At 75.3% G+C, this 18,622-nt stretch carries 18 protein-coding genes; 8 read left to right on the top strand and 10 right to left on the bottom strand.

Going from position 1 to position 18,622, the window contains the following annotated elements; translation table 11 throughout:
* The 4 genes from A6F73_RS37010 to A6F73_RS36995 form a co-directional block, all read right to left on the bottom strand.
* Positions 1–678, bottom strand: a complete 678-nt coding sequence (locus A6F73_RS37010; RefSeq protein WP_063352848.1) for a response regulator transcription factor — start codon at positions 676–678, stop codon at positions 1–3.
* A complete protein-coding gene (locus A6F73_RS37005) occupies positions 675–2,048 on the bottom strand; it encodes a histidine kinase (RefSeq protein ID WP_063352847.1) in 1,374 nt (457 codons plus the stop codon). The genes A6F73_RS37010 and A6F73_RS37005 overlap by 4 nt, the downstream gene beginning before the upstream one ends.
* Positions 2,049–2,229: 181 nt before the next feature.
* Entirely contained in the window at positions 2,230–3,081 is an 852-nt protein-coding gene (locus A6F73_RS37000) for an ABC transporter permease (RefSeq protein WP_063352846.1), read from the bottom strand.
* Entirely contained in the window at positions 3,078–4,046 is a 969-nt protein-coding gene (locus A6F73_RS36995; RefSeq protein WP_063352845.1) for an ATP-binding cassette domain-containing protein, read from the bottom strand. Before A6F73_RS36995 ends, A6F73_RS37000 begins: the two co-directional genes overlap by 4 nt.
* 335 nt (positions 4,047–4,381) lie before the next feature.
* Here A6F73_RS36995 and A6F73_RS42040 point away from each other — a divergent pair, with 335 nt between their 5' ends.
* The 4 genes from A6F73_RS42040 (at position 4,382) to A6F73_RS36975 (ending at position 8,217) form a co-directional block, all read left to right on the top strand.
* Complete coding sequence (locus tag A6F73_RS42040; RefSeq protein ID WP_063352844.1) at positions 4,382–5,305, top strand: hypothetical protein; 924 nt, start codon at positions 4,382–4,384, stop codon at positions 5,303–5,305.
* A 97-nt stretch (positions 5,306–5,402) separates the two neighbouring features.
* Positions 5,403–6,284: a hypothetical protein gene (locus A6F73_RS36985; RefSeq protein WP_063352843.1), complete on the top strand. Its 882-nt coding sequence runs from the start codon at positions 5,403–5,405 to the stop codon at positions 6,282–6,284.
* On the top strand, positions 6,281–7,168 hold the full coding sequence (locus A6F73_RS42700; protein WP_063352842.1) for a hypothetical protein: 888 nt from the start codon (positions 6,281–6,283) through the stop codon (positions 7,166–7,168). Before A6F73_RS36985 ends, A6F73_RS42700 begins: the two co-directional genes overlap by 4 nt.
* Positions 7,165–8,217: a hypothetical protein gene (locus A6F73_RS36975; protein ID WP_063352841.1), complete on the top strand. Its 1,053-nt coding sequence runs from the start codon at positions 7,165–7,167 to the stop codon at positions 8,215–8,217. The genes A6F73_RS42700 and A6F73_RS36975 overlap by 4 nt, the downstream gene beginning before the upstream one ends.
* Positions 8,218–8,254: 37 nt before the next feature.
* Here the strand turns inward: A6F73_RS36975 and A6F73_RS36970 are convergent, their stop codons facing one another.
* A complete protein-coding gene (locus A6F73_RS36970) occupies positions 8,255–9,364 on the bottom strand; it encodes an endonuclease/exonuclease/phosphatase family protein (RefSeq protein WP_244293866.1) in 1,110 nt (369 codons plus the stop codon).
* A 9-nt stretch (positions 9,365–9,373) separates the two neighbouring features.
* The gene (locus tag A6F73_RS36965) at positions 9,374–10,024 is read right to left on the bottom strand and encodes a M15 family metallopeptidase (RefSeq protein WP_079136642.1); all 651 of its coding nucleotides are present in this window, start codon (positions 10,022–10,024) and stop codon (positions 9,374–9,376) included.
* Positions 10,025–10,224: 200 nt separating this feature from the next.
* Here A6F73_RS36965 and A6F73_RS36960 point away from each other — a divergent pair, with 200 nt between their 5' ends.
* Both A6F73_RS36960 and A6F73_RS36955 read left to right on the top strand, forming a co-directional pair.
* Entirely contained in the window at positions 10,225–10,896 is a 672-nt protein-coding gene (locus A6F73_RS36960) for a response regulator transcription factor (protein WP_063353004.1), read from the top strand.
* A complete protein-coding gene (locus tag A6F73_RS36955) occupies positions 10,893–12,026 on the top strand; it encodes a HAMP domain-containing sensor histidine kinase (RefSeq protein WP_063352839.1) in 1,134 nt (377 codons plus the stop codon). The genes A6F73_RS36960 and A6F73_RS36955 overlap by 4 nt, the downstream gene beginning before the upstream one ends.
* 40 nt (positions 12,027–12,066) lie before the next feature.
* On the opposite strand, the gene A6F73_RS36950 is transcribed toward A6F73_RS36955, so the two are convergent.
* The 3 genes from A6F73_RS36950 to A6F73_RS36940 form a co-directional block, all read right to left on the bottom strand.
* Positions 12,067–12,789 carry a hypothetical protein gene (locus tag A6F73_RS36950; protein ID WP_159398747.1) on the bottom strand — a complete coding sequence of 241 codons (723 nt, stop codon included), beginning with the start codon at positions 12,787–12,789 and terminating at the stop codon, positions 12,067–12,069.
* 155 nt (positions 12,790–12,944) lie between these two features.
* Positions 12,945–13,550, bottom strand: coding sequence for an SGNH/GDSL hydrolase family protein (locus A6F73_RS36945; RefSeq protein WP_063352837.1), 606 nt, complete (start codon positions 13,548–13,550; stop codon positions 12,945–12,947).
* Between the two features lie 176 nt (positions 13,551–13,726).
* On the bottom strand, positions 13,727–14,830 hold the full coding sequence (locus tag A6F73_RS36940; RefSeq protein WP_063352836.1) for an NADH:flavin oxidoreductase/NADH oxidase: 1,104 nt from the start codon (positions 14,828–14,830) through the stop codon (positions 13,727–13,729).
* A 275-nt stretch (positions 14,831–15,105) separates the two neighbouring features.
* Here A6F73_RS36940 and A6F73_RS36935 point away from each other — a divergent pair, with 275 nt between their 5' ends.
* On the top strand, positions 15,106–16,431 hold the full coding sequence (locus A6F73_RS36935) for a cytochrome P450 (RefSeq protein ID WP_063352835.1): 1,326 nt from the start codon (positions 15,106–15,108) through the stop codon (positions 16,429–16,431).
* A gap of 98 nt (positions 16,432–16,529) precedes the next feature.
* On the opposite strand, the gene A6F73_RS36930 is transcribed toward A6F73_RS36935, so the two are convergent.
* Positions 16,530–16,805 carry a hypothetical protein gene (locus A6F73_RS36930; protein ID WP_063352834.1) on the bottom strand — a complete coding sequence of 92 codons (276 nt, stop codon included), beginning with the start codon at positions 16,803–16,805 and terminating at the stop codon, positions 16,530–16,532.
* Positions 16,806–17,123: 318 nt separating this feature from the next.
* Between A6F73_RS36930 and A6F73_RS36925 the strand changes: the two genes are divergently transcribed.
* Positions 17,124–18,622: BTAD domain-containing putative transcriptional regulator (locus A6F73_RS36925; protein ID WP_159398746.1), on the top strand; the 1,499-nt coding region annotated here is incomplete at its 3' end.

Genomic DNA, 18,622 nt, shown 5'->3' with positions numbered 1-18,622 from the left:
TCAGGCCGGCGGGTTCGGCCGGTTCAGGCCGCGGTCGTAGGCGAAGATCACGGCCTGCACCCGGTCCCGGGCGCCGATCTTCGCCAGCACCCGGCTGACGTGCGTCTTGACGGTCGACTCCGCGAGCACCAGGCGCTGGGCGATCTCCCCGTTGGTCCAGCCCCGGCCGACCGCGACCAGGATCTCGCGCTCGCGCTCGGTCAGGGCGTTCAGCCGCGGGTCGTCCTCGGCGGCCGCGCCGGGCGGGCGCACGGGCAGGTGGTGGGCGTAGGCGTCCAGGAGGCGCCGGGTGATGGCGGGGGCGACGACGGCGTCGCCCTCGGAGACGGCGCGGATCCCGGCCAGGAGGTCCTCCGGGCGGGCGTCCTTGAGGAGGAAGCCGCTGGCGCCGGCGCGCAGCGCGGCGTGGGCGTACTCGTCGAGGTCGAAGGTGGTCAGGACGAGGATGCGCGAGCGCCCGCCGGTGGCGACGATGCGGCGGGTGGCCTCGATGCCGTCCATGCCGGGCATCCGGATGTCCATCAGGACGACGTCGGGCCGCAGGTCGGCCGCCAGGCGTACGGCCTCGGCGCCGTGCGCGGCCTCGCCGACGACCTCCGTGCCGGGCTGGCTCTCCAGCAGCATCCGGAAGCCGTACCGCTGGAGCGGCTGGTCGTCGACGATGAGGACCGTGGTCACGTCAGGCCGCCTGTCGGGTCGGGGTCGGGATCGGAGGTGAAGGCGCCGGGTCCGCCGAGGCCGTCGGGTCCGTCGGGCCCGTCGGGGGTGAGGTCGAGGACGGCCTCCACGGTCCATCCTGCCCCGGGCCCGGGCCCGGCGGTGACGGTGCCCCCGTACAGGGCCGCGCGTTCGCGCATGCCCGTGAGACCGTGCCCCTCCTCGCCCGCCGCACCGCCCCGCACCGCCCCGCCGGGCGGACCGCCGTCCCGCACCCGCACCCGCAGCCGGCCGCCCTCGGCGGCCAGCGTCACGTGCGCCCGGGTGTCGGGCCCGGCGTGCTTGAGGGTGTTGGTGAGCGCCTCCTGGACGATGCGGTACGCCATCAGCTGCACCCCGCGGTCCAGCCGCCCCACCTCGCCGCGCGCGGTGTACACGACCTGCGGCCCGGCGGCCCGGATGCGCGCGCACAGCCCGTCGAGGTCGGCGATGCCCGGCTGCGGCGTGAACTCGGGGCCCTGCTCGCCGCCCTGGTCGCGCAGGACGCCGAGCATGCGCCGCAGCTCGCCCAGCGCCTGGCGGCTGGTCTCCCCGATCAGCAGCAGCGCCTCCCGGCCCCGCTCGGGGGAGGCCTCGGTCGCGTACGCGCCGCCGTCCGCCAGGGTGATGATCACGGACAGGTTGTGGCCGATGATGTCGTGCATCTCCCGGGCCACCCGGGTGCGCTCGGTGGCGGTGGCCAGCCGGCTGCGCTGGTCGCGCTCGACCTCCAGCCGCGCCGCCCGCTCGCGCAGCCCGGCGAGCTGGGCCCGGCGGATGCGCACCGCGATGCCGACGGCCACCGCCGCCGTCGCCGCGCTGAACAGGAAGAACAGCGCGTCCCCGACCGGCAGCCCGCCGGACAGCTCCACCGCGACCAGCGCCGACGCGCCGGCCATCGCCGTGCACGCCCACGCCAGGTGCCGCAGGCTCCCGTGCAGGGCCAGGCTGTAGAGGGCGACGAGCAGCGCGACGTCCGCGCGCAGCGCCACCCCCAGCGACCACTGCAGGACGAACACCGCCGCGACCGCCGCGAACGCCGCCGCCGGTCGCCGCCGGCGCCACAGCAGCGGCAGCAGCAGCCCCGCCTGCAAGGCCAGCATCGCCGCCAGCGGCGGGCGGGCGAAGACGATCCGGTGCTCGCGCGCCCGCTCCCCGCCGTCGTGGAAGGGCAGCAGGTCCGGCAGGCAGAACAGCAGGAAGACCGCGGCCACCACCGCGGTGTCCAGCACCCACGGGTGGTCGCGGTCCGCCTGCCGCGCCCGCTGCCCCAGCCGGGCCAGGCGCGCGAACACCGGGTGCCCCGACAGCGGGTCGCCTCCCGCCCCCGCGGCGGTGTCGTGCTCGCTCACGGCGTCACCTTCGTCCAGCTCATCCGCAACGGTCGTCACCTTCGTCCAGCCTCATCCCGGAACGGATACGAAAACGGACACGAAAACGGATACGGAAACGGAAACGGATACGAAACGCGCCCGGTGCGGCACCCGACTCGAACGGGCACCGCACCGGGACGTCCACGCAGTCTCCCAGCCCTCAGGCGTCGCTGCGCACCAGCCGCACGGCCGCGCCCGCCAGGGCGAGCACCGTCCACAGCAGGAAGACCGCCAGCCCCGCAGCGGGCGACAGTGTGGTCGCGTCGTGGTGCAGGGCGAACATCGCCTCGCCCGCGTGGCTGGGCAGGTAGGGGCTGATGTGGTCCTGCCAGGACGAGGGCAGCAGCGAGATCAGGCCGGGGACCAGCATCAGCGAGGCCACCAGCACCGAGATGCCGCCCGCCACCGACCGCAGCAGCGCGCCCAGCGCGACACCGATCACGCCCACCAGGGCGAGGTAGAGCCCGGCCCCCAGCAGGCCGCGCAGGACGCCGGCGTCGGAGAACGTCATCGCCGCGCGGGTGCCGGAGAGGATGCCGCTGTCGGCCGCGAAGGCGACGAACACCCCGACGGTGCCCAGCAGCAGCACCACCACGCCGTACACCGCCGCCTTGGACCACAGCACCGGCAGCCGGCGCGGCACCGCGGCCAGGGTGGAGCGGATCATGCCGGTGGAGTACTCGCCCGCGGCGACCAGCACGCCCAGGACGCCGAACGCCAGCTGCGCGAAGTTGGTGCCGAACAGCGACAGGCTCAGGGCACTGGCGTCGGCGAAGTCCCCCCGGTCCATCGGGCGCCCCGAGGTGATCCTCGACTTGAACTGGAACGCGGCGATCAGCCCGAACGCGACCAGGAACAGCAGGCCCAGGCCCAGCGTGATCCAGGTCGAGCGCAGCGACCACAGCTTGGCCCACTCCGAGCGCAGCACGCGCACGGGCGTCACCCGGTAGGCGGGGCGCGCGGGGCGCCGGTCGGCGGCCGCGGACGTCTGGTTCGGTGCGATGGTGCTCATGCCGCGCTCCTCGGGGACTCGGCGCCGGCACCCGCACTGGCGGCGGGCCCGGTCGCGGTGGTGGTGCCGTGGTACTCCACGGCGTCCCTGGTCAGCTCCATGAACGCCTCCTCCAGGGAGACCGTGCGGGTGGTGAGCTCGAACAGGGCGATGCCCTGCTCGGCGGCCCGCAGGCCGATCTCCCGCGCGGCCAGGCCGGTGACGAGGAGCTCCTCCGAGCCGGAACGGCCGGTGACCTCCACCCCGGGCCCGGCCAGCGCCGTGCGCAGCCGGGCCGGATCGGCGCTGGCCACCTTCACCACGTCGCCGCCGGCCTGGCGGACCAGGTCCTGCACGGTGGTGTCGGCCAGCAGCCGGCCCCGCCCGACGATGATCAGGTGGTCGGCGACCAGCGCGACCTCACTCATCAGGTGCGAGGACACGAAGACGGTGCGGCCCTCGGCGGCCAGCGAGGTGAGGAGGTTGCGGATCCACAGCACGCCCTCCGGGTCGAGGCCGTTGACCGGTTCGTCCAGCATCACCGTCGCCGGGTCGCCCAGCAGCGCCGCCGCGATCCCCAGCCGCTGGCCCATGCCCAGCGAGAACGCCCCGGCACGCTTCCTGGCCACCGACTGCAGCCCGGTCAGCTCGACGACCTCCTCCACCCGCGAGCGCGGGATGCCGTGGGTGTGCGCCTGGGCCATGAGGTGGTTGAACGCGGAGCGCCCCGGGTGGATCGACTTGGCCTCCAGCAGCGCCCCGACCTCCTGCAACGGCGCCGCGTGAGCCGCGTAACGGCGCCCGTTGACGCGCACCGAGCCGCTGGTGGGCGCGTCCAGTCCGACGATCATCCGCATGGTGGTGGACTTCCCGGCGCCGTTGGGCCCGAGGAAGCCGGTGACCGTGCCGGGCTTGACCGTGAAGTCGAGCCGGTCGACGGCGGTCTTCTCCCCGTACCGCTTCGTCAGCTGGTGCGCCTCGATCATCGCTCACCCCTACGCTCCGGGGCCGGACCGTCCCGGCCTCCCTCACACTCCACGCTAGGTGCGGCGCCGGCGCGATCCGTGGTACCCCGGACCGATCATCGGAAGGGGCACGGTACCGCGGTACCGTGCCCGGATCGCCTGTTGCGGTTACATCACGACGTGTCCGATTCATCGAGTATTGGACCGGAGTGCGGCGATTAACTTTGTTGGCAGCGGTGCGAACGGTCTCTCATAATGCCTGCTGAGACGCGTGATGGACGGTCCGGAGAACCGCCGGGGGAGCGGTTTGCGAGGGAGTCCGCGCGCGAGATCCCACATTCTCCCGGGGGAGTTCCTTGTCCGCGCCCGAAAACGAGACAGCCGCCGTTCCTGAGCAGCCCGACGCTGCGCCGCAACCGGCCGCCGTACCGCAGCACCCCGCTGCGCCGCAGCACCCCGCCGTACCGGAGCACGCCTCCGTACCGCAGCCCGACGCCGTACCGCAGCACGCCGTCGCACCCGAACCGGCCGCGCGCCGGCTGCTGCCGCGCGCCGTCGGCGTCGTACTGGCCACCGCCGGCCTGCTCGCCGTCACGGCGACCAGCGCCGCGGTGACCGTCGCCGTCGGCAGGCCGGACACCCGCCCGGCCGCCGCCGCACCCGCGCCGGCCACCACCACCGCCAGCCCGAGTCCGACGCCCTCCGCCACCCCGGTACCGGTGCCGACGCCCACCGCCGCCCCGACCACCCCCAAACCGGCCAGCACCGTCAAGGGGACCGTCAACGGCGGCAAGCACGAGGGCGACCTGCGCTACTTCCTGCTCCCGATCCCGGACGGCGGCGAGTCGTACGGGCCCGCGGACGGGATGACCATGACCAACGACGACGTCGCCGACCTGTTCGGCAAGCAGGACGGCATCATGGACATCCTCGGCTCGTACGGCTACCAGTCGGGCGCCACCCGGATGTACCGGACGGCCGACGGCAAGGCCGAGGTCACCGTCACCCTGCTGCGCTTCGGCTCCACCTCGATGGCGCGCGAGTTCGTCCAGGGATACACCCTCAAGTCGCAGGACCCGATCGACATCGACGGCGACCCGAACGCCCACGGCTACCTGCACAAGCCCAAGCAGCAGGCGTACACCGGCTCGATGACCGGCATCTCCAGCCAGGGCGACGTCCAGTACACGATCGACGTCGAGGTGAAGGGGACACCGGACAAGGCGCTGCTGAGCGGGCTGATGAAGCGCCAGCGCGAGTGGCTCGCCTCCGGCGGCTGAACGCAGCTGAACGCAGCTGAACGCGGCTGAACGCGGTTGAACCCGCGCCGCCGCCCGCCCCGACGCCGTCCTCCCCACCCTCCTCTGGAGCCATCCCGTGACCACCGAACCCGCGCTGCCCCCGCCCGGCACCGCGCCGGCGCCCGCCGCCCCGCCGCGGCCCGCCGCCATGCCCGCCGAACCGTCTTCCGCTGAACTTCCTTTCGCTGCACCGCAGTTCGCCACTGAAGTGCCGTCCGACGCGCCGGGCCCCGAGCTCCTGTCGGCCGGCCCCGAGCGGGCGCCCCGCGCCCCGCGCCGCCCGCGCCCGGTGCTGCTGGCGGTGTCCGGCCTGGTGCTGGGCACCCTGGTCGGCGGCGGCGTCGGCTACGCCGTCCAGGCCCAGCGCCCGCCGACGCCGCTGCCGCCGATCCAGGTCGCGCGCCCGTCCTACCCGGCCGCGGCGGTCGACCCGACCGCCTTCGCCGCCCAGCAGCCCAAGCCGCTGGCCATCGACGGCGACCTGCTCAAGCTGCTGATCGGTGCCCCGGACGGCAGCGCCGCCTGGGGAGAATTCCCGGACAAGCCGAGCTGGGTGTCGGTCGGCGAGCTCGCCGAGCACAGCGACAGCGCGGTCCGCGACTTCAAGGACCTGAACTCCCGGGGCTTCCGGCGCGCGGCCGAGGTGAACTGGAAGAAGGGCGACACCAGGTACCGCGTGTCGCTGGTCCAGTACGCGCCGGACCGCGCCAACGAAGCCGCCACGCACGCCGTCGGCACCACCCGCAACCTGAAGCCGTTCGCCGACGGCGCCAACGGCGGCTACCGGGTGGACGAGACACCCAGGTACTGGGCCGACAGCGCCGATCGGTACTACTACGGCCAGGCCGTGGCCCAACGCGGCACGGTGGCGATGGTGGTCGAGGTCTTCGACCCCAAGCCGGTGAACCCCGACGTCGTGAAGGACCTCGCCAAGCAGCAATGGGAGCGGCTGGTATGACCGACAACAGCATGACCGGGACCCCGGCCGCCACGCCGGCCCCGGCCGCCGCCGAACAGCCCGCCGCCGAACAGCAGTTCGCCGCCGAGCCCGCCGCGCCGACCGCCGCCGCGCCCACCGCTCCCGCCGCGCCCACCGCCCCGCGCCCCGCCTCCCGCCGCCTGCTGCGCGCGGGCGCCGCGACGGCCGCGGCGGCGCTGGCCGGGGTGGCCATCGGCGTCGGCATCATCAAGACCCAGTACGACGACCCTGCCCCGGCCGTCGCCGCCGGGCCGTCCGCCGCGCCCGTCCCGACCGCGACCGCCACGCCGTTCGGCGCCAAGTCCAACGGCAACCACTTCGGTTCGCTGCGCGACCTGCTGCTGCCCGTCCCGGCCGGCTACGAACCCGGCCCGGACGAGGGCGGCTACGGCAACGACACCGAACTCGGCGCCGAGTTCCTGTCCGCCGAACTGGACGACGAACTCCAGCAGATCCCCAAGGACAAGCGCGACAAGCTGCGCTCCTACTGGGAGGGCCTGCACGTCAAGGCCACCGGCGTGCGGACGTACCGGACCAGCGAGGACGACCTGGTGGTCGGCCTGAAGCTGCGCCAGTTCAACCAGCAGGAAGTGCAGAAGCTCAACGAGTACACCGCGGTCTTCACCGGCGACACCGGCCTGTTCCGGATCGGCCCGGAGATCCCGGGCCACCCCGAGGCGCACTGCTACCTGATGCCGGCGCCGCCGTCCGCGCCGATCGACTACCTGGAGTGCTCGGCCGCCGAGGGCGACCTGCTGGTGGTCATGAACGTCGAGGGCGTGGCACCGCTGCCCAAGGACCGGATCGTCGCCCTCTTCACCCTGCAGCTCGACCGCCTCGCCCGCCCGGGAGCGTCCGCATGACCGACCACGCCACCCCGCACGAGCCCGCCGCCCTCGCCGAGACCCCCGCGGGCACCCCCGCCGAGGCCGCCACGGAGACCTTCGCCGAGACCCCCACGGGCACCCCCGCCGAGTTCCCCGCCGCTCCCGCCGCGGAGACCCCCGAGGAGCACGAGGCCCGCCTCGCCCGGCGCAGCGCCCGCCGCAGGGCGGCCGCACGCTGGGCCACCGCCACCCTGGTGTTCGCCCTCGCGGGCACCGGCGCCGCGCTGGCCGTCACCGCCCCCGAGCGCACCGACCTGCCCGGCCTGGCCACCCCGGGCGACGGCCGCTACACCTTCCCGCCGCTGACGCTGCCGCCGCTGCCCTCGGGCAGCAGCGCGCCGGACCGTACGGGCGGCAAGAACGCCCTGCACGCCGCGGACCTGCGCTACCTGCTGCTGCCCGCCCCCAAGGAGGCCGGCGGCAGCCTCACCCCGGCGCTCTACCCGGTTCCCACCGCCTCGGCCACCGGCACCCCGTCGGCGAGCGCGACCCCGACCCCGAGCCCGACCGCCTCCGCCTCGGCCTCGGCGTCGGCCTCGGCGGGCGCGAGCCCGTCCACGGCCCCCGCCGGCCAGGCCCCGGCCGACTGGGTCACCTGCGACGCGATCCTCGCCGACCAGCGGGACCCGGCCGAGCTCCGCGCACTGCTCCTGCAGGACGCCTGCCGGGCGGCCACCGTCCGGGAGTGGACGGCCTCCGACGGCACCCGCACCCAGATCCGGCTGCTGCGCTTCGGTGCCTCCTTCGAGTCCTGGAACGTCTTCTCCTCCCTGCGTTCCGACGCCAGGCCCAATGCCCTGCCCGGTGCGAAGAGCACCTCCCACAGCGCCTGGGACACCGTCGAGGGCGTCCACCTGGACGCCCAGGAGAGCACGGCGAAGGGCGCCAAGGGCACGCCGAACGCCCGCGTCGCCTACCTCTGCGCCTCCGACCTCGTCGCCGTCGTCACCATGACCAACCCCGACGGCGTCCCGGACGCGGCCTTCCGCCAGGTGGTCACCCTCCAGTCCGACCTCCTCGCCTGACACCGGCAGCCCCCCGCCCCCGCCGCCCGCACGCCCCTCACGGCGTCAGCCGGGCGGCGGCGGGCAGGTGGTCGCTGGAGGTGGCGGGCAGGGTCCAGGCGGCGGTCGCGGACAGGCCCCGGGTCATGACGTGATCGATCCGGGCCAGCGGGAAGACCGCCGGCCAGGTGAACCCGAAGCCGCCGCCCGCGCTGTCCTGCGCGGAGCTCAGCCGGCTGGTGACCGGGGCGAGCGCGTGGTCCCCGGCGGCGGTGTTGAGGTCGCCCAGCAGCAGCACCCGGCGCAGGGGCTCCTCGTCCAGCGCGGCGCCGAGCGCGGCGAGGTTGCGGTCGCGGTGAGTGGTGGCGAAGCCGGTGACGTTGAGCCGGACGGAGGCGAGATGGACCACGTACACGGCCAACGGCCCACCGGGGGCCTGGACTTCGGCCCGCAGCGAGCGGCTCCAGCCCGGGTCGATGGTCAGCCGCCGTGCGTCGGTCAGCGGGTAGCGGCTCCACAGCGCGACGGTGCCGATCCGCGTGCGGTGCGGCAGTTCGGCGTCCAGCACGTGCTGGTAGACGGGCAGCGCGGCGTCGGTGACCTCCTCCAGGGCGACCAGGTCGGGGCGGGCGGCGAGCAGCGCCCGGGCCGTGCCGGCGGGGTCCGGGTTCTGCGCGCTCACGTTGTGGGTGACCGCGGTCAGGCCCGCACCGCCGGCCGGGCCCGCACCGCCCCCCGGCGGCGGGCCGCCGCCGGCGAGCACCGGCCCGAGCACGACGGCCCACACTGCGGCCAGCATCACCGCGGCGCACGCCGGCACCGGCGCGCGGCGCAGCGCGGCGACGAGCAGGACGGCGGGCACCACGACGCCGGCCCAGGGCAGGGCGCTCTCCCACAGGCTCCCCAAGTGGACGCCCAGGCTCGGCACCCGCCGGTGACCGGCCAGGGCGAGGGCGGTCAGCAGGGCCACGGCGGCGGCCACGCGGCCGCGCCGCCAGCGCCCGACCTGCGGGCGCCGCTGCCGACGGCGTCGACGGCCGGCCGGGCGGGCGACACCCGCCGAGGCGCCCCCCGCCTCCGGGCCCGCCTCCGCCTTCGCCACCGGCCCCGCCTCCGGCCTTGAGACCGCCCCCGCCCCCGGCGCGAGCCCCTCCTGCGATCGGGTCACGAACGCCCCCTACCCGGCCGCGTCGGGCAACTGGGCCGGACAGGTCCCGCCAGGGCTGGTCAGCAGCTCGAAGTGCCAGATCTCGTTGGCGTACACCTGGCAGAGCCCGTACCGCGCGCCGTGCTGGATCAGCCAGTAGTCGGCATTGGTCGGGCCGATGTCGATGGCCTTGCCCGAGACGTGCGCCGACTTCTCCGGAGTGTTCACGAACTGCCTGGCCCGCTCCAGACTCCCGTACCTGGCCACCCCCTTGTCGAGCAGCCGCTGCTGGTACTCCTTGCTGCGCCAGCCCGAGGTGACGGTCATCTCGATGCCCTGGGCGCGCGCGTCCCGGGCGGCCTGCTGGACGGCTTCCAGCAGCGGCCCGTCCAGGTTGCCCACCGCCGGTGCCCCGGTGTCGAACGGGGTCAGCGTCGTGCCGTCGGGAATGTCGCCGTCCGTCCCCGCCGAGGGGCCGGAGCCCGGAGCGAGGGAGGAGGAGAACGGCGCGACGGTGGCCGCCAGGGTCCGCAGCGCCGCCTCGGTCGCCGGCGGGTCGGCGGCCGCGCAGGCGCCGGCCAGCGCCAGCACCACCACCGCCCCGGTGCCCACGGCCACCGCCCGCCGGCCACCTCCCGCCGTCCGCCACCGCGTCGCCTCCTGGCGCGTCGTCCCGTCCATCGCTGCCTCCCGGCGCTCGTCATCTCGCCGCGACGGGGAAACCCGGCGGCCACACCATGGGAGGAAATGCGGTGTTACCAGGACGTCTGCACTAACCGATACGTTTTCGATAGGCCCGTTCGTGTCCAATGGACACCGACGGCAACGGCAACGACAACGACAACGGCAACGACAGCAAGAGCGGGACGGGAGAACAGCGCGTGCGGGTCCTGGTGGTGGAGGACGAGATCTACCTCGCCGAGGCGGTCCAGGCGGGCCTGCGCCTGGAGGCGATCGCCTGCGACATCGTCACGGACGGCGACGCCGCCCTCGAACGCCTCGCCGTCCACACCTACGACGTCGTCGTCCTGGACCGCGACATCCCCGGCACCCACGGCGACGACGTCTGCCGCACCATCGTCGAGCACCGCCTGGGCTGCCGCGTCCTCATGCTCACCGCCGCCGCCCGCCTCAACGAGAAGGTCGCCGGCTTCGAACTCGGCGCCGACGACTACCTGACCAAACCCTTCGACCTCGCCGAACTCGTCGTCCGGCTGCGCTCCCTGGCCCGCCGCCCCGCCCAGGCCGCGCCCCCCGTCCTCGAATACGCCGGACTGCGCCTGGACCCCTTCCGCCGCGAGGTCTACCGCGACGGCCGCTACGTCGCCCTCTCCCGCAAGCAGTTCGCCGTCCTGGAGGTCCTGATGACCGCACGCGGCGGCGTCATCAGCGCCGAGAACCTCCTCGAACGCGCCTGGGACGAGAACGCCGACCCGTTCACCAACGCCGTCCGCATCACCATCTCCGGCCTGCGCAAACGACTCGGCGAACCCTGGGTGATCCAGACCGTGCCCGGCGTCGGCTACCGCCTCACCGACGGCACCCCCACGTGAGCGCCCCGCCCCGCACCCGCCCCGCGCCGCGGCCGCGCCGCCTGACCGCCCGCCTGCGGCTCACCCTCAGCTACACCCTCTTCGCCGTCATCACCGGCACCCTCTGCCTGGCCGTCGTCTACATCGGCATGCGCTACATCCCCAACTACCCGCTCACCTCCTCCAACCCCCGCGACCGCCTCTCCGCCCCCTCCCGCCAGGAGATCCTCCGCTCCCTGCTCACCATCTCCGGCTACGCCCTGGCCCTGCTCACCGCCGTCGGCACGATCGGCGGCTGGTTCATCGCCGGCCGCGTCCTGCGCCCCCTCCAGGACATCACCAGTGCCGCCCACCGCGCCGCGAGCGGAGCACTCGAACACCGCATCGCCCTCGCCGGCCCCCGCGACGAGTTCACCGACCTCTCCGACGCCTTCGACGAGATGCTCGAACGCCTCCAGCGCTCCTTCGACGCCCAGCAGCGCTTCGCCGCCAACGCCTCCCACGAACTGCGCACCCCCCTGGCCATCACCCGCACCATGCTCCAGGTCGCCGCCGCCGACCCGGCCCGCCAGGACTGGACCACCCTCGTCACCCGCCTCCAGGACACCAACCAGCGCGGCATCGAGATCAGCGAGGCCCTCCTCCAACTCGCCGACCTCGGCCACACCGCCCCCGAACTCGAACCCCTCGACCTCGCCCGCACCACCCGCGACGCCCTCGCCGCCGTCCAGGAGGAGGCCGCCGCCCTGGGCGTCGCCGTCACCACGGACTGCCGGCCCGCCCCCGCCACCGGCAACCCGGTCCTGCTGCGCCAGGCCGCCGTCAACCTGCTGCAGAACGCGCTGCGCCACAACCTGCCGACCGGCGGATCCGTCACCGTCACCACCGGGGCGGACCCCGCCGACCCCGGCCGGGTCCGGCTCACCGTCACCAACACCGGCCCCCGCCTGGCCCCCGAGACGGTCCCCACCCTCACCGAGCCCTTCCTGCGGGGCCGCGGCCGCACCGCGCAGTCCGACCCCGCCCGCCGCGGTCACGGCCTCGGCCTGGCCATCGTCGCGGCCATCACCGACGCCCACCACGGCGACCTCGGCCTCACCCCCGCCCCCGGCGGCGGCCTGCGCGCCACCCTCAGCCTCCCGGCCCGCTGAGCCCCGGCGACTAAACCGCCGAGCCGCCGAGCCCCCGGCCTCACCCCGTGGGCTGCCCCGGCCGGCCCGGCACCCACAGCGGTACCGGGCCGCCGAGCGCCATGTACCGGGCCGCGTCCTCCTCCAGCCACCCGTCCACCCGGCCCGGATCGCCGCCGCACGACTCCACCAGGGCGGCGGCCGCGATCCGGGCACAGGCCAGCATCAGCGCCAGGGTGTCCCGGCGGTGGTGCCGCTCGCGGACGTAGGCCTCGCCCCGCTCGTCGATGCGCCGGCCGTGCGCCTCCCGGCCCTCGGCCGCCGAAACGCCCCCGCCCCCGTACCCGCCCCCGCCCCCGCCCCCGCCCCCGCCGTCGGCGTCGGCGGTGACCGCCTGGACGCCGTGCCACACCAGGGCGAGCGCGGCCGGTTCGGCCGGGTGCGTCACCTCCGCCCGGCCCGCCTGCTCACGGGCCTCCGCCGACCGCCGGCCCAGCCACTCCAGCACCGCCGGCACATCCCCCTCGCGGGCCTGGAGCACCAGCTCCGCCGCCCGGTACGCGAGCGCCCGCAGGACCTCCCCGGCCGGCACCCGCAGCCCCGGCGCCGGCGGCTCGCCGAACGCCAGCCAGGCGTCCGCGAACGACGCCGCCCGCATCCGCCCCAGCCACGCCGGAGCCCCGGCCGCGTCGCCCACCCACTCCTGCGCACCCAGCCGGACCAGGCCCGCCGCGGCAAGCCGCGCCGCGTCCCCGTCCAGCCCGCACAGCCGTCCACCCCTCACCGCGCACCCCCGTCAGCGCCCTCAAATCCCGTGACGGGCACATCCCACCACACCAGGACGCAAGCGAACTAGACAGGGACCCGACAAAAATTTCCGACGCCGCCCAGCCCCCGATCAGCGGCAACCGCCCCGACGGCCCGCCCGGCGCGGCCCGCTCACAGGGCGGTGAGTTCGCCCAGCCCCAGTGTGCGCAGCGTGTGGTCGGCCAGGTGCAGGTGGCCGACGCCGTTGGGGTGTGTGGGGTCGTCCAGCCACGGGATCGCCTCGCCGTCGGGGAACTCGGCGAGCCAGTACGCCTCGTGGTCGACGAGCAACGCGCCCGTCTCCGCGGCGAGTTCGCGCACGGCCCGGCAGTACGCGGGCAGCTCGGGGCGGGCGGCGCGCCCGGCGTGGCTGGCCACGAGCGGCGTGTGCAGCACGATCTGCGCGCCGGTGGACCGGGCGACGATCTCGCGCATGGCGTCGCGGAACTCCCCGAGCCCCTCCAACCCGGCGGGGGCGTCGTTGGTCCCCAGCGAGAGCGACAGCACGTCCGGTGCGAACCGCCCGATGACGAAGTCGTACGCCCCGAGGACGTCGGTGGCCCGCCAGCCGGACACGCCGGTGTTGACCACGACGTCCGTCAGCCGGCCGAGCTGCCAGCAGAGGCGTTCCTGCACGTGCTCCACCCAGCCGCGCGCGCCGTGGGTGTGGAGGGCGGCCCGGGTGATGCTGTCCCCGGCCGCCACCCAGGTCATCGCACCGTTCGACAGTTCGACCATGTGACCATCCCCCTTTGATGGTTCGTCCTGTGCCGCGGTCCCCGCCGCGGTACCCGAAGAGTTGATCACAGGTACGCGGGACCGGCGGGCGGCGGGGCGGGCCTCCACCGGGAACCGCACCGCCGGAACCGGGCCGCCGCAACCGCAGGGCCCCCACCGCCCGTACCGGGGCGCCGCTACGCGAGGTGGTACTGCACGGGGGTGGGGACCCGGGTGCCCAGTTCGGCGGCGGCGCGGCGCGCCCAGTACGGGTCGCGCAGCAGCTCGCGGCCGAGCAGGACGGCGTCGGCCTTACCGGCGGCGAGGATGTCCTGGGCCTGGACGGGGTCGGTGATCAGGCCGACGGCCGCCACGGGCATGCCGGCCCCGCTGCGCACCGCCTCGGCGAAGGGCACCTGGTAGCCCGGTCCGGCGTCGATCGTGGCGTCGGGGACGAGGCCTCCGGTGGAGATGTCCATCAGGTCCACGCCGTGGGCCAGGAGTTCCTTGGCGAGGCGGACGGTGTCCTGGGAGGTCCACCCGGTGCGGCCGTCCTGCGGGTTCTCGGTGAGCCAGTCGGTCGCGGAGACGCGGAAGAGGACGGGCAGGTCCTCGGGCCACGCCGAGCGGACGGCGTCGACGACCTCCAGGGCGAAGCGGATGCGGCCCTCGAAGGAGCCGCCGTACGCGTCGGTGCGGTGGTTGCTGTGGGGGGAGAGGAACTGGTGGATCAGGTAGCCGTGGGCGCCGTGGATCTCGACGGCCCGGAAGCCGGCGTCGAGCGCGCGCCGGGCGGCGTCGGCGAACTGCCGGACGATCCCGCGGATCTGCTCCTCGGTGAGTTCGTCGGGCCTGGTCCGGGCGGGGGCGAAGGGCAGGGCGCTGGGGGCGAGCGGCGTCCATCCGTGGGCTTCGTCCGGGGCGAGGGCGCGGCCGCGGTCGATCCAGGTGCGCTCGGTGGACGCCTTGCGGCCGGCGTGGGCGAGCTGGAGGGCCGGCACGGTGCCCTGCGCCGTCAGGAAGGAGGTGATCCGCCGGAAGGCCGCGACCTGGGTGTCGTTCCAGATCCCGAGGTCGTAGGGGGTGATGCGGCCTTCGGGGCTGACGGCGGTGGCCTCCATGATGATCATCCCCGTGCCGCCGGTGGCGCGTGCCGCGACGTGGGCGAAGTGCCAGTCCGTCGGGGCGCCGGCCGCGTCGCCGTCCGGAGCGGCGCTGTACTGGCACATCGCCGCCATCCAGACGCGGTTGGGGACGGTCAGGGTCCTCAGGGTGTAGGGGGTGAAGAGGGTGGTGCTCATGGGCGGACTCCTGTCGGCGGAGGCGGGGCCGGGGGCGAGGGGGAAACCTTCTCGAATGATTGCAGGTGCACTTTGTGTGACACCACAATAGTTGTGTGCGCCGATTGCTTGCAAGCGCTGGAAATCTCGCCCGGGCCCGGCCCGGCGTCACCCGGCGTCGCCACTGCCGGCCGGACGCGCTCCCGCGCGATCCTGGTCCCCACGGCCGTCGGCGCTGCGCCGCCCGCGTTCACCGTCCGGGCGGCGGATCCGACCATGCGTCACCAGGAGGTCCGATGAAGATCCCCGGTCCCGACCCCCGGCCGGACGGCGGGGTCGGCGCCATCGCGCAGGCGGGCGGGCTGCACGCCTACCAGCTGCGGCTGCACGCCGAGTACGGCCCCGTGGCACGGTTCCAGCTGCCCGGCGCCGAGACGGCCGTGTCGGTCGCCGACCCGGTGCTGCTGGAGGCCACCGCGCACCTGGACCGCCGCCCCGAGCGCCTGTTCTCCTTCCTGGACCCGCTGTTCGAGGCCGGCAACCTGCAAGTGCTCCCGGCGGACGAACACGCCCCGTGGCGCCGCACCCTGCTCTCGGTCCTGGCCGGCCGCCCCTCGCACGAGCAGGCCTTCGACCGCTTCACCGCGCTCGCGACCGGCCTCGCGGACCGCTGGGCCGCGCGGGGCGCGCGGGGCGAGGCCGTCGCGCTGCAGCAGGACCTGACCGCCCTGTCCCTGCGGATGATCTGCGCGTACGCCCTGGGCGGCGAGGTCGAGGGCCCGGACGTCGTCGCCGCCGCCTTCGAGGAGGTGCTCGCCGACTACCTGGAACGGCTCTACCAGGTGCCCCCCGCCGTCGACCCGCAGGAGCGCGCCGAGCGGACCGCGCGGGCGCTCGCCCTCCTGCGCGCGACGGTCGACCGGGTGATCGCGGCCCACCGCAACGGCGGCCGCGCCGACCGCAGCGACCTGGTCGGCGCACTGGTCGAGGCCGGCGAGCGCCCCGCCCGGATCCGCGACACCGTCCTCGCGACGATGCTCGCCGCCCACCACACCACCGGCGTGGCCGTCTCCTGGACCCTGCACCTGCTGGGCCGCCACCCCGAGGCGGCCGAACGCGTCACCGGGGAACTGGACCGCGTGCTCGGCGACCGCCCGGCCCCCGGGTACGCCGACCTGCGGCGCCTGCCGTACCTGCGGACGGTCCTCCAGGAGTCGATGCGCCTCTACCCGCCCGGTCCCTACGGCGCTCGCCAGACCGCCGAAGCGCTCACCCTCGGCGCGTACACGGTCCCGGCCGGGGCGGTGGTCTTCTACCCGTTCTGGGCCGTCCACCTGAACCCCGACCACTGGCCCGAGCCCGAACGGTTTCGCCCCGAGCGCTTCACCCCGGAGCAGGCGGCCGGACGTGCGCGGCTGGCCTGGGTCCCCTTCGGGTTCGGCCCGCGCAGCTGCGAGGGCGCCGCCCTGGCCATGGTCGAGTGCGAACTGCTGCTGGCCGTCCTCCTCAAGCGCCTGCGCTTTCGGCCCGTGCCGGGCCACCGGGTGGTCCCGGCCGAACGGTTCGTCCTCTGGGCGGCCGACGACATCCGCATGCTCGTCAGCCCGCGCCGGGCCGGGTGAGCGCCGCAGGGCCGGCGGCGCGCCCGGCCCGGCCCCGGGCGTGCGGGTGCCCCGGGACGAACCGTCCCGGGGCACCCGGCATGGGGGAGTGGCGGGGATCAGCCCGCGAGGCCGATGCCGGTCTCGGTGGCGTAGCCGGCGACACCGTTGGGGCCCACCGCGACGGCGGCGTCGAGGAACGAGGCACCGTCAGGACCGAACTGGACATCGGTGATGTGCAGGGCACTGCCGTTCGGGCCGACGGAGAACGCCCCGTGGTCGTAGTTCAGGGAGGGGATGTTGTTGGGCGTGTCGGCGGAGGCGATGGTCGCCCCGCCGAGAACGAGCGGGAGGCAGAGGGCGGAGACGGTCAGGACGCGGCGCGCAGTACGCATGGGGGAAGAGCCCTTCCAGATAAGGGTGGTGATGGTCGATCGGACTGCCACGAAATGGCGTCCTGTCACCATCCACACACATGCGTATGCGGAGCGCTACCGGGGATGGCTGTCCGGGGCTACCGGTTCACCCGGGCCCCCCATCGCCGCCCCGAGGACGTGACGGGCGGGCCCGCCCGGGGCGGGGGAGCGCCCCGCCCACGCGCCGCCGCAGCCCCGCCGGGCCACCGCCCCGGACGCCGCCCACGGCCGGGGCGGGCGCGCGGGCGCCGGCCGGCGACTTGACGCTCGAACCGGTGCTGCTGCGATAGTGACCCGGTGCGCGTCGGCCTGCTTGGACCCCTGGTACTGGACGCCGGAGCGGGCCCGCTGCCGATCGGCGGCGCGCGGCTGCGGGCGCTGCTGGCCTACCTCGCGCTGGACGCCGGCCGCGCCGTCCGGCCCCAGGCCCTGGTGGACGCGCTGTGGGCCGAGGCGCCACCGGTCGACCAGACGAACGCCCTGCAGTCACTGGTGTCCCGCCTGCGGGGCGTCCTGGGCGACCCCGCGCTGCTCACCTTCGGACCGGCCGGGTACCGGCTGGCCGTCGAGGCCGGTGCGGTGGACACCGCCCGGTTCGAGCAACTGGCCCGCTCCGGCAGGCACTTGCACGCACAGGGCCGGCCGGCCGAGGCCGCCGCCGCCCTGCGGGAGGCCCTGGCCCTGTGGCGTGGCCCCGCGCTGGCGGACGTGCGCGAGGCGCCGTTCGCCGACACCGAGGCCCGGCGGCTGGAGCGGGCGCGGCTGGCCGCCCTGGAGGACCGGTTCGAGGCCGACCTCGCGCTGGGCGCCGGACCGGAGCTGATCGCCGAACTCGAATCGCTGACCGCGCGGCACCCGCTGCACGAACGGCTGCACGCCCAGCTGATCCGGGCCCTGGCCGCCGGCGGCCGGGGCGCCGAGGCACTGGCCGCCTACCAGCGGCTGCGCGCCCGGCTGGCCGACACCTTCGGCAGTGACCCCGGACCGCAGCTGCGGGCGGCCCATCTCGCGGTCCTGCGCGGCGAGCTCCCGGCACCCCCCGGCCGCCGGCCGCCCCCCGGTCACCGCACGCCCGACGACCAGCCGCCACCCCAACAGCCGCCACCCCAACGGCCGGAGCCCCAACGGCCGGAACCCCGCCGACCACGGCCGCCCGGCAACCCGGACGCGCCGCTGACCAGCTTCGTGGGCCGCGAGGACGACATCCGCCGGGTGGCCGAGCTGCTCGGCCGAGCCCGCCTGGTCACCCTGGTCGGCCCCGGCGGGTCCGGCAAGACCCGGCTGGCCACCACCGCCGGCCGCCGGCTCACACCGCCCGGCGGGGTGTGGTTCGTCGCCCTGGCCCCGGCCGGCCCGGCGGACGTGCCCCGCGCGGTGCTCGACGCCCTGCGCACGCGCGAGGCCGACCTGCCCAAGAACGCCGCGGCCCCGACCCGCCGCCCCGGCACCCCAGAGGAGATCCTGGACCGCCTGACCGAGGTGCTCAGGCACGACGACCCGGTCCTGGTGCTGGACAACTGCGAGCACGTGATCGACGCGGCGGCCACGCTGGCCGAGACCCTGCTCGGCCGGTGCCCCGGGCTGCGGGTCCTGGCCACCAGCCGGGAGCCGCTGCGGATCGACGGCGAGAACCTGCACCCGGTACTCCCCCTGGAACTGCCCGAACCCGGCTCGACGCCCGAACAGGCCCGTGCCTGCGCGGCGGTCCGGCTGTTCCACGACCGGGCCACCGCCGTGTGCCCCGGCTTCGCCGAGGAGGACGGCTCGCTGGCGGCGGCGGTCGAGATCTGCCGCCG

The sequence above is a fragment of the Streptomyces sp. MJM8645 genome (assembly GCF_001625365.1).
GTDB lineage: Bacteria > Actinomycetota > Actinomycetes > Streptomycetales > Streptomycetaceae > Kitasatospora.
The sequence above is the reverse complement of the archived record's forward strand: the minus strand, read 5'-3'. Positions and strand labels throughout refer to the sequence as shown.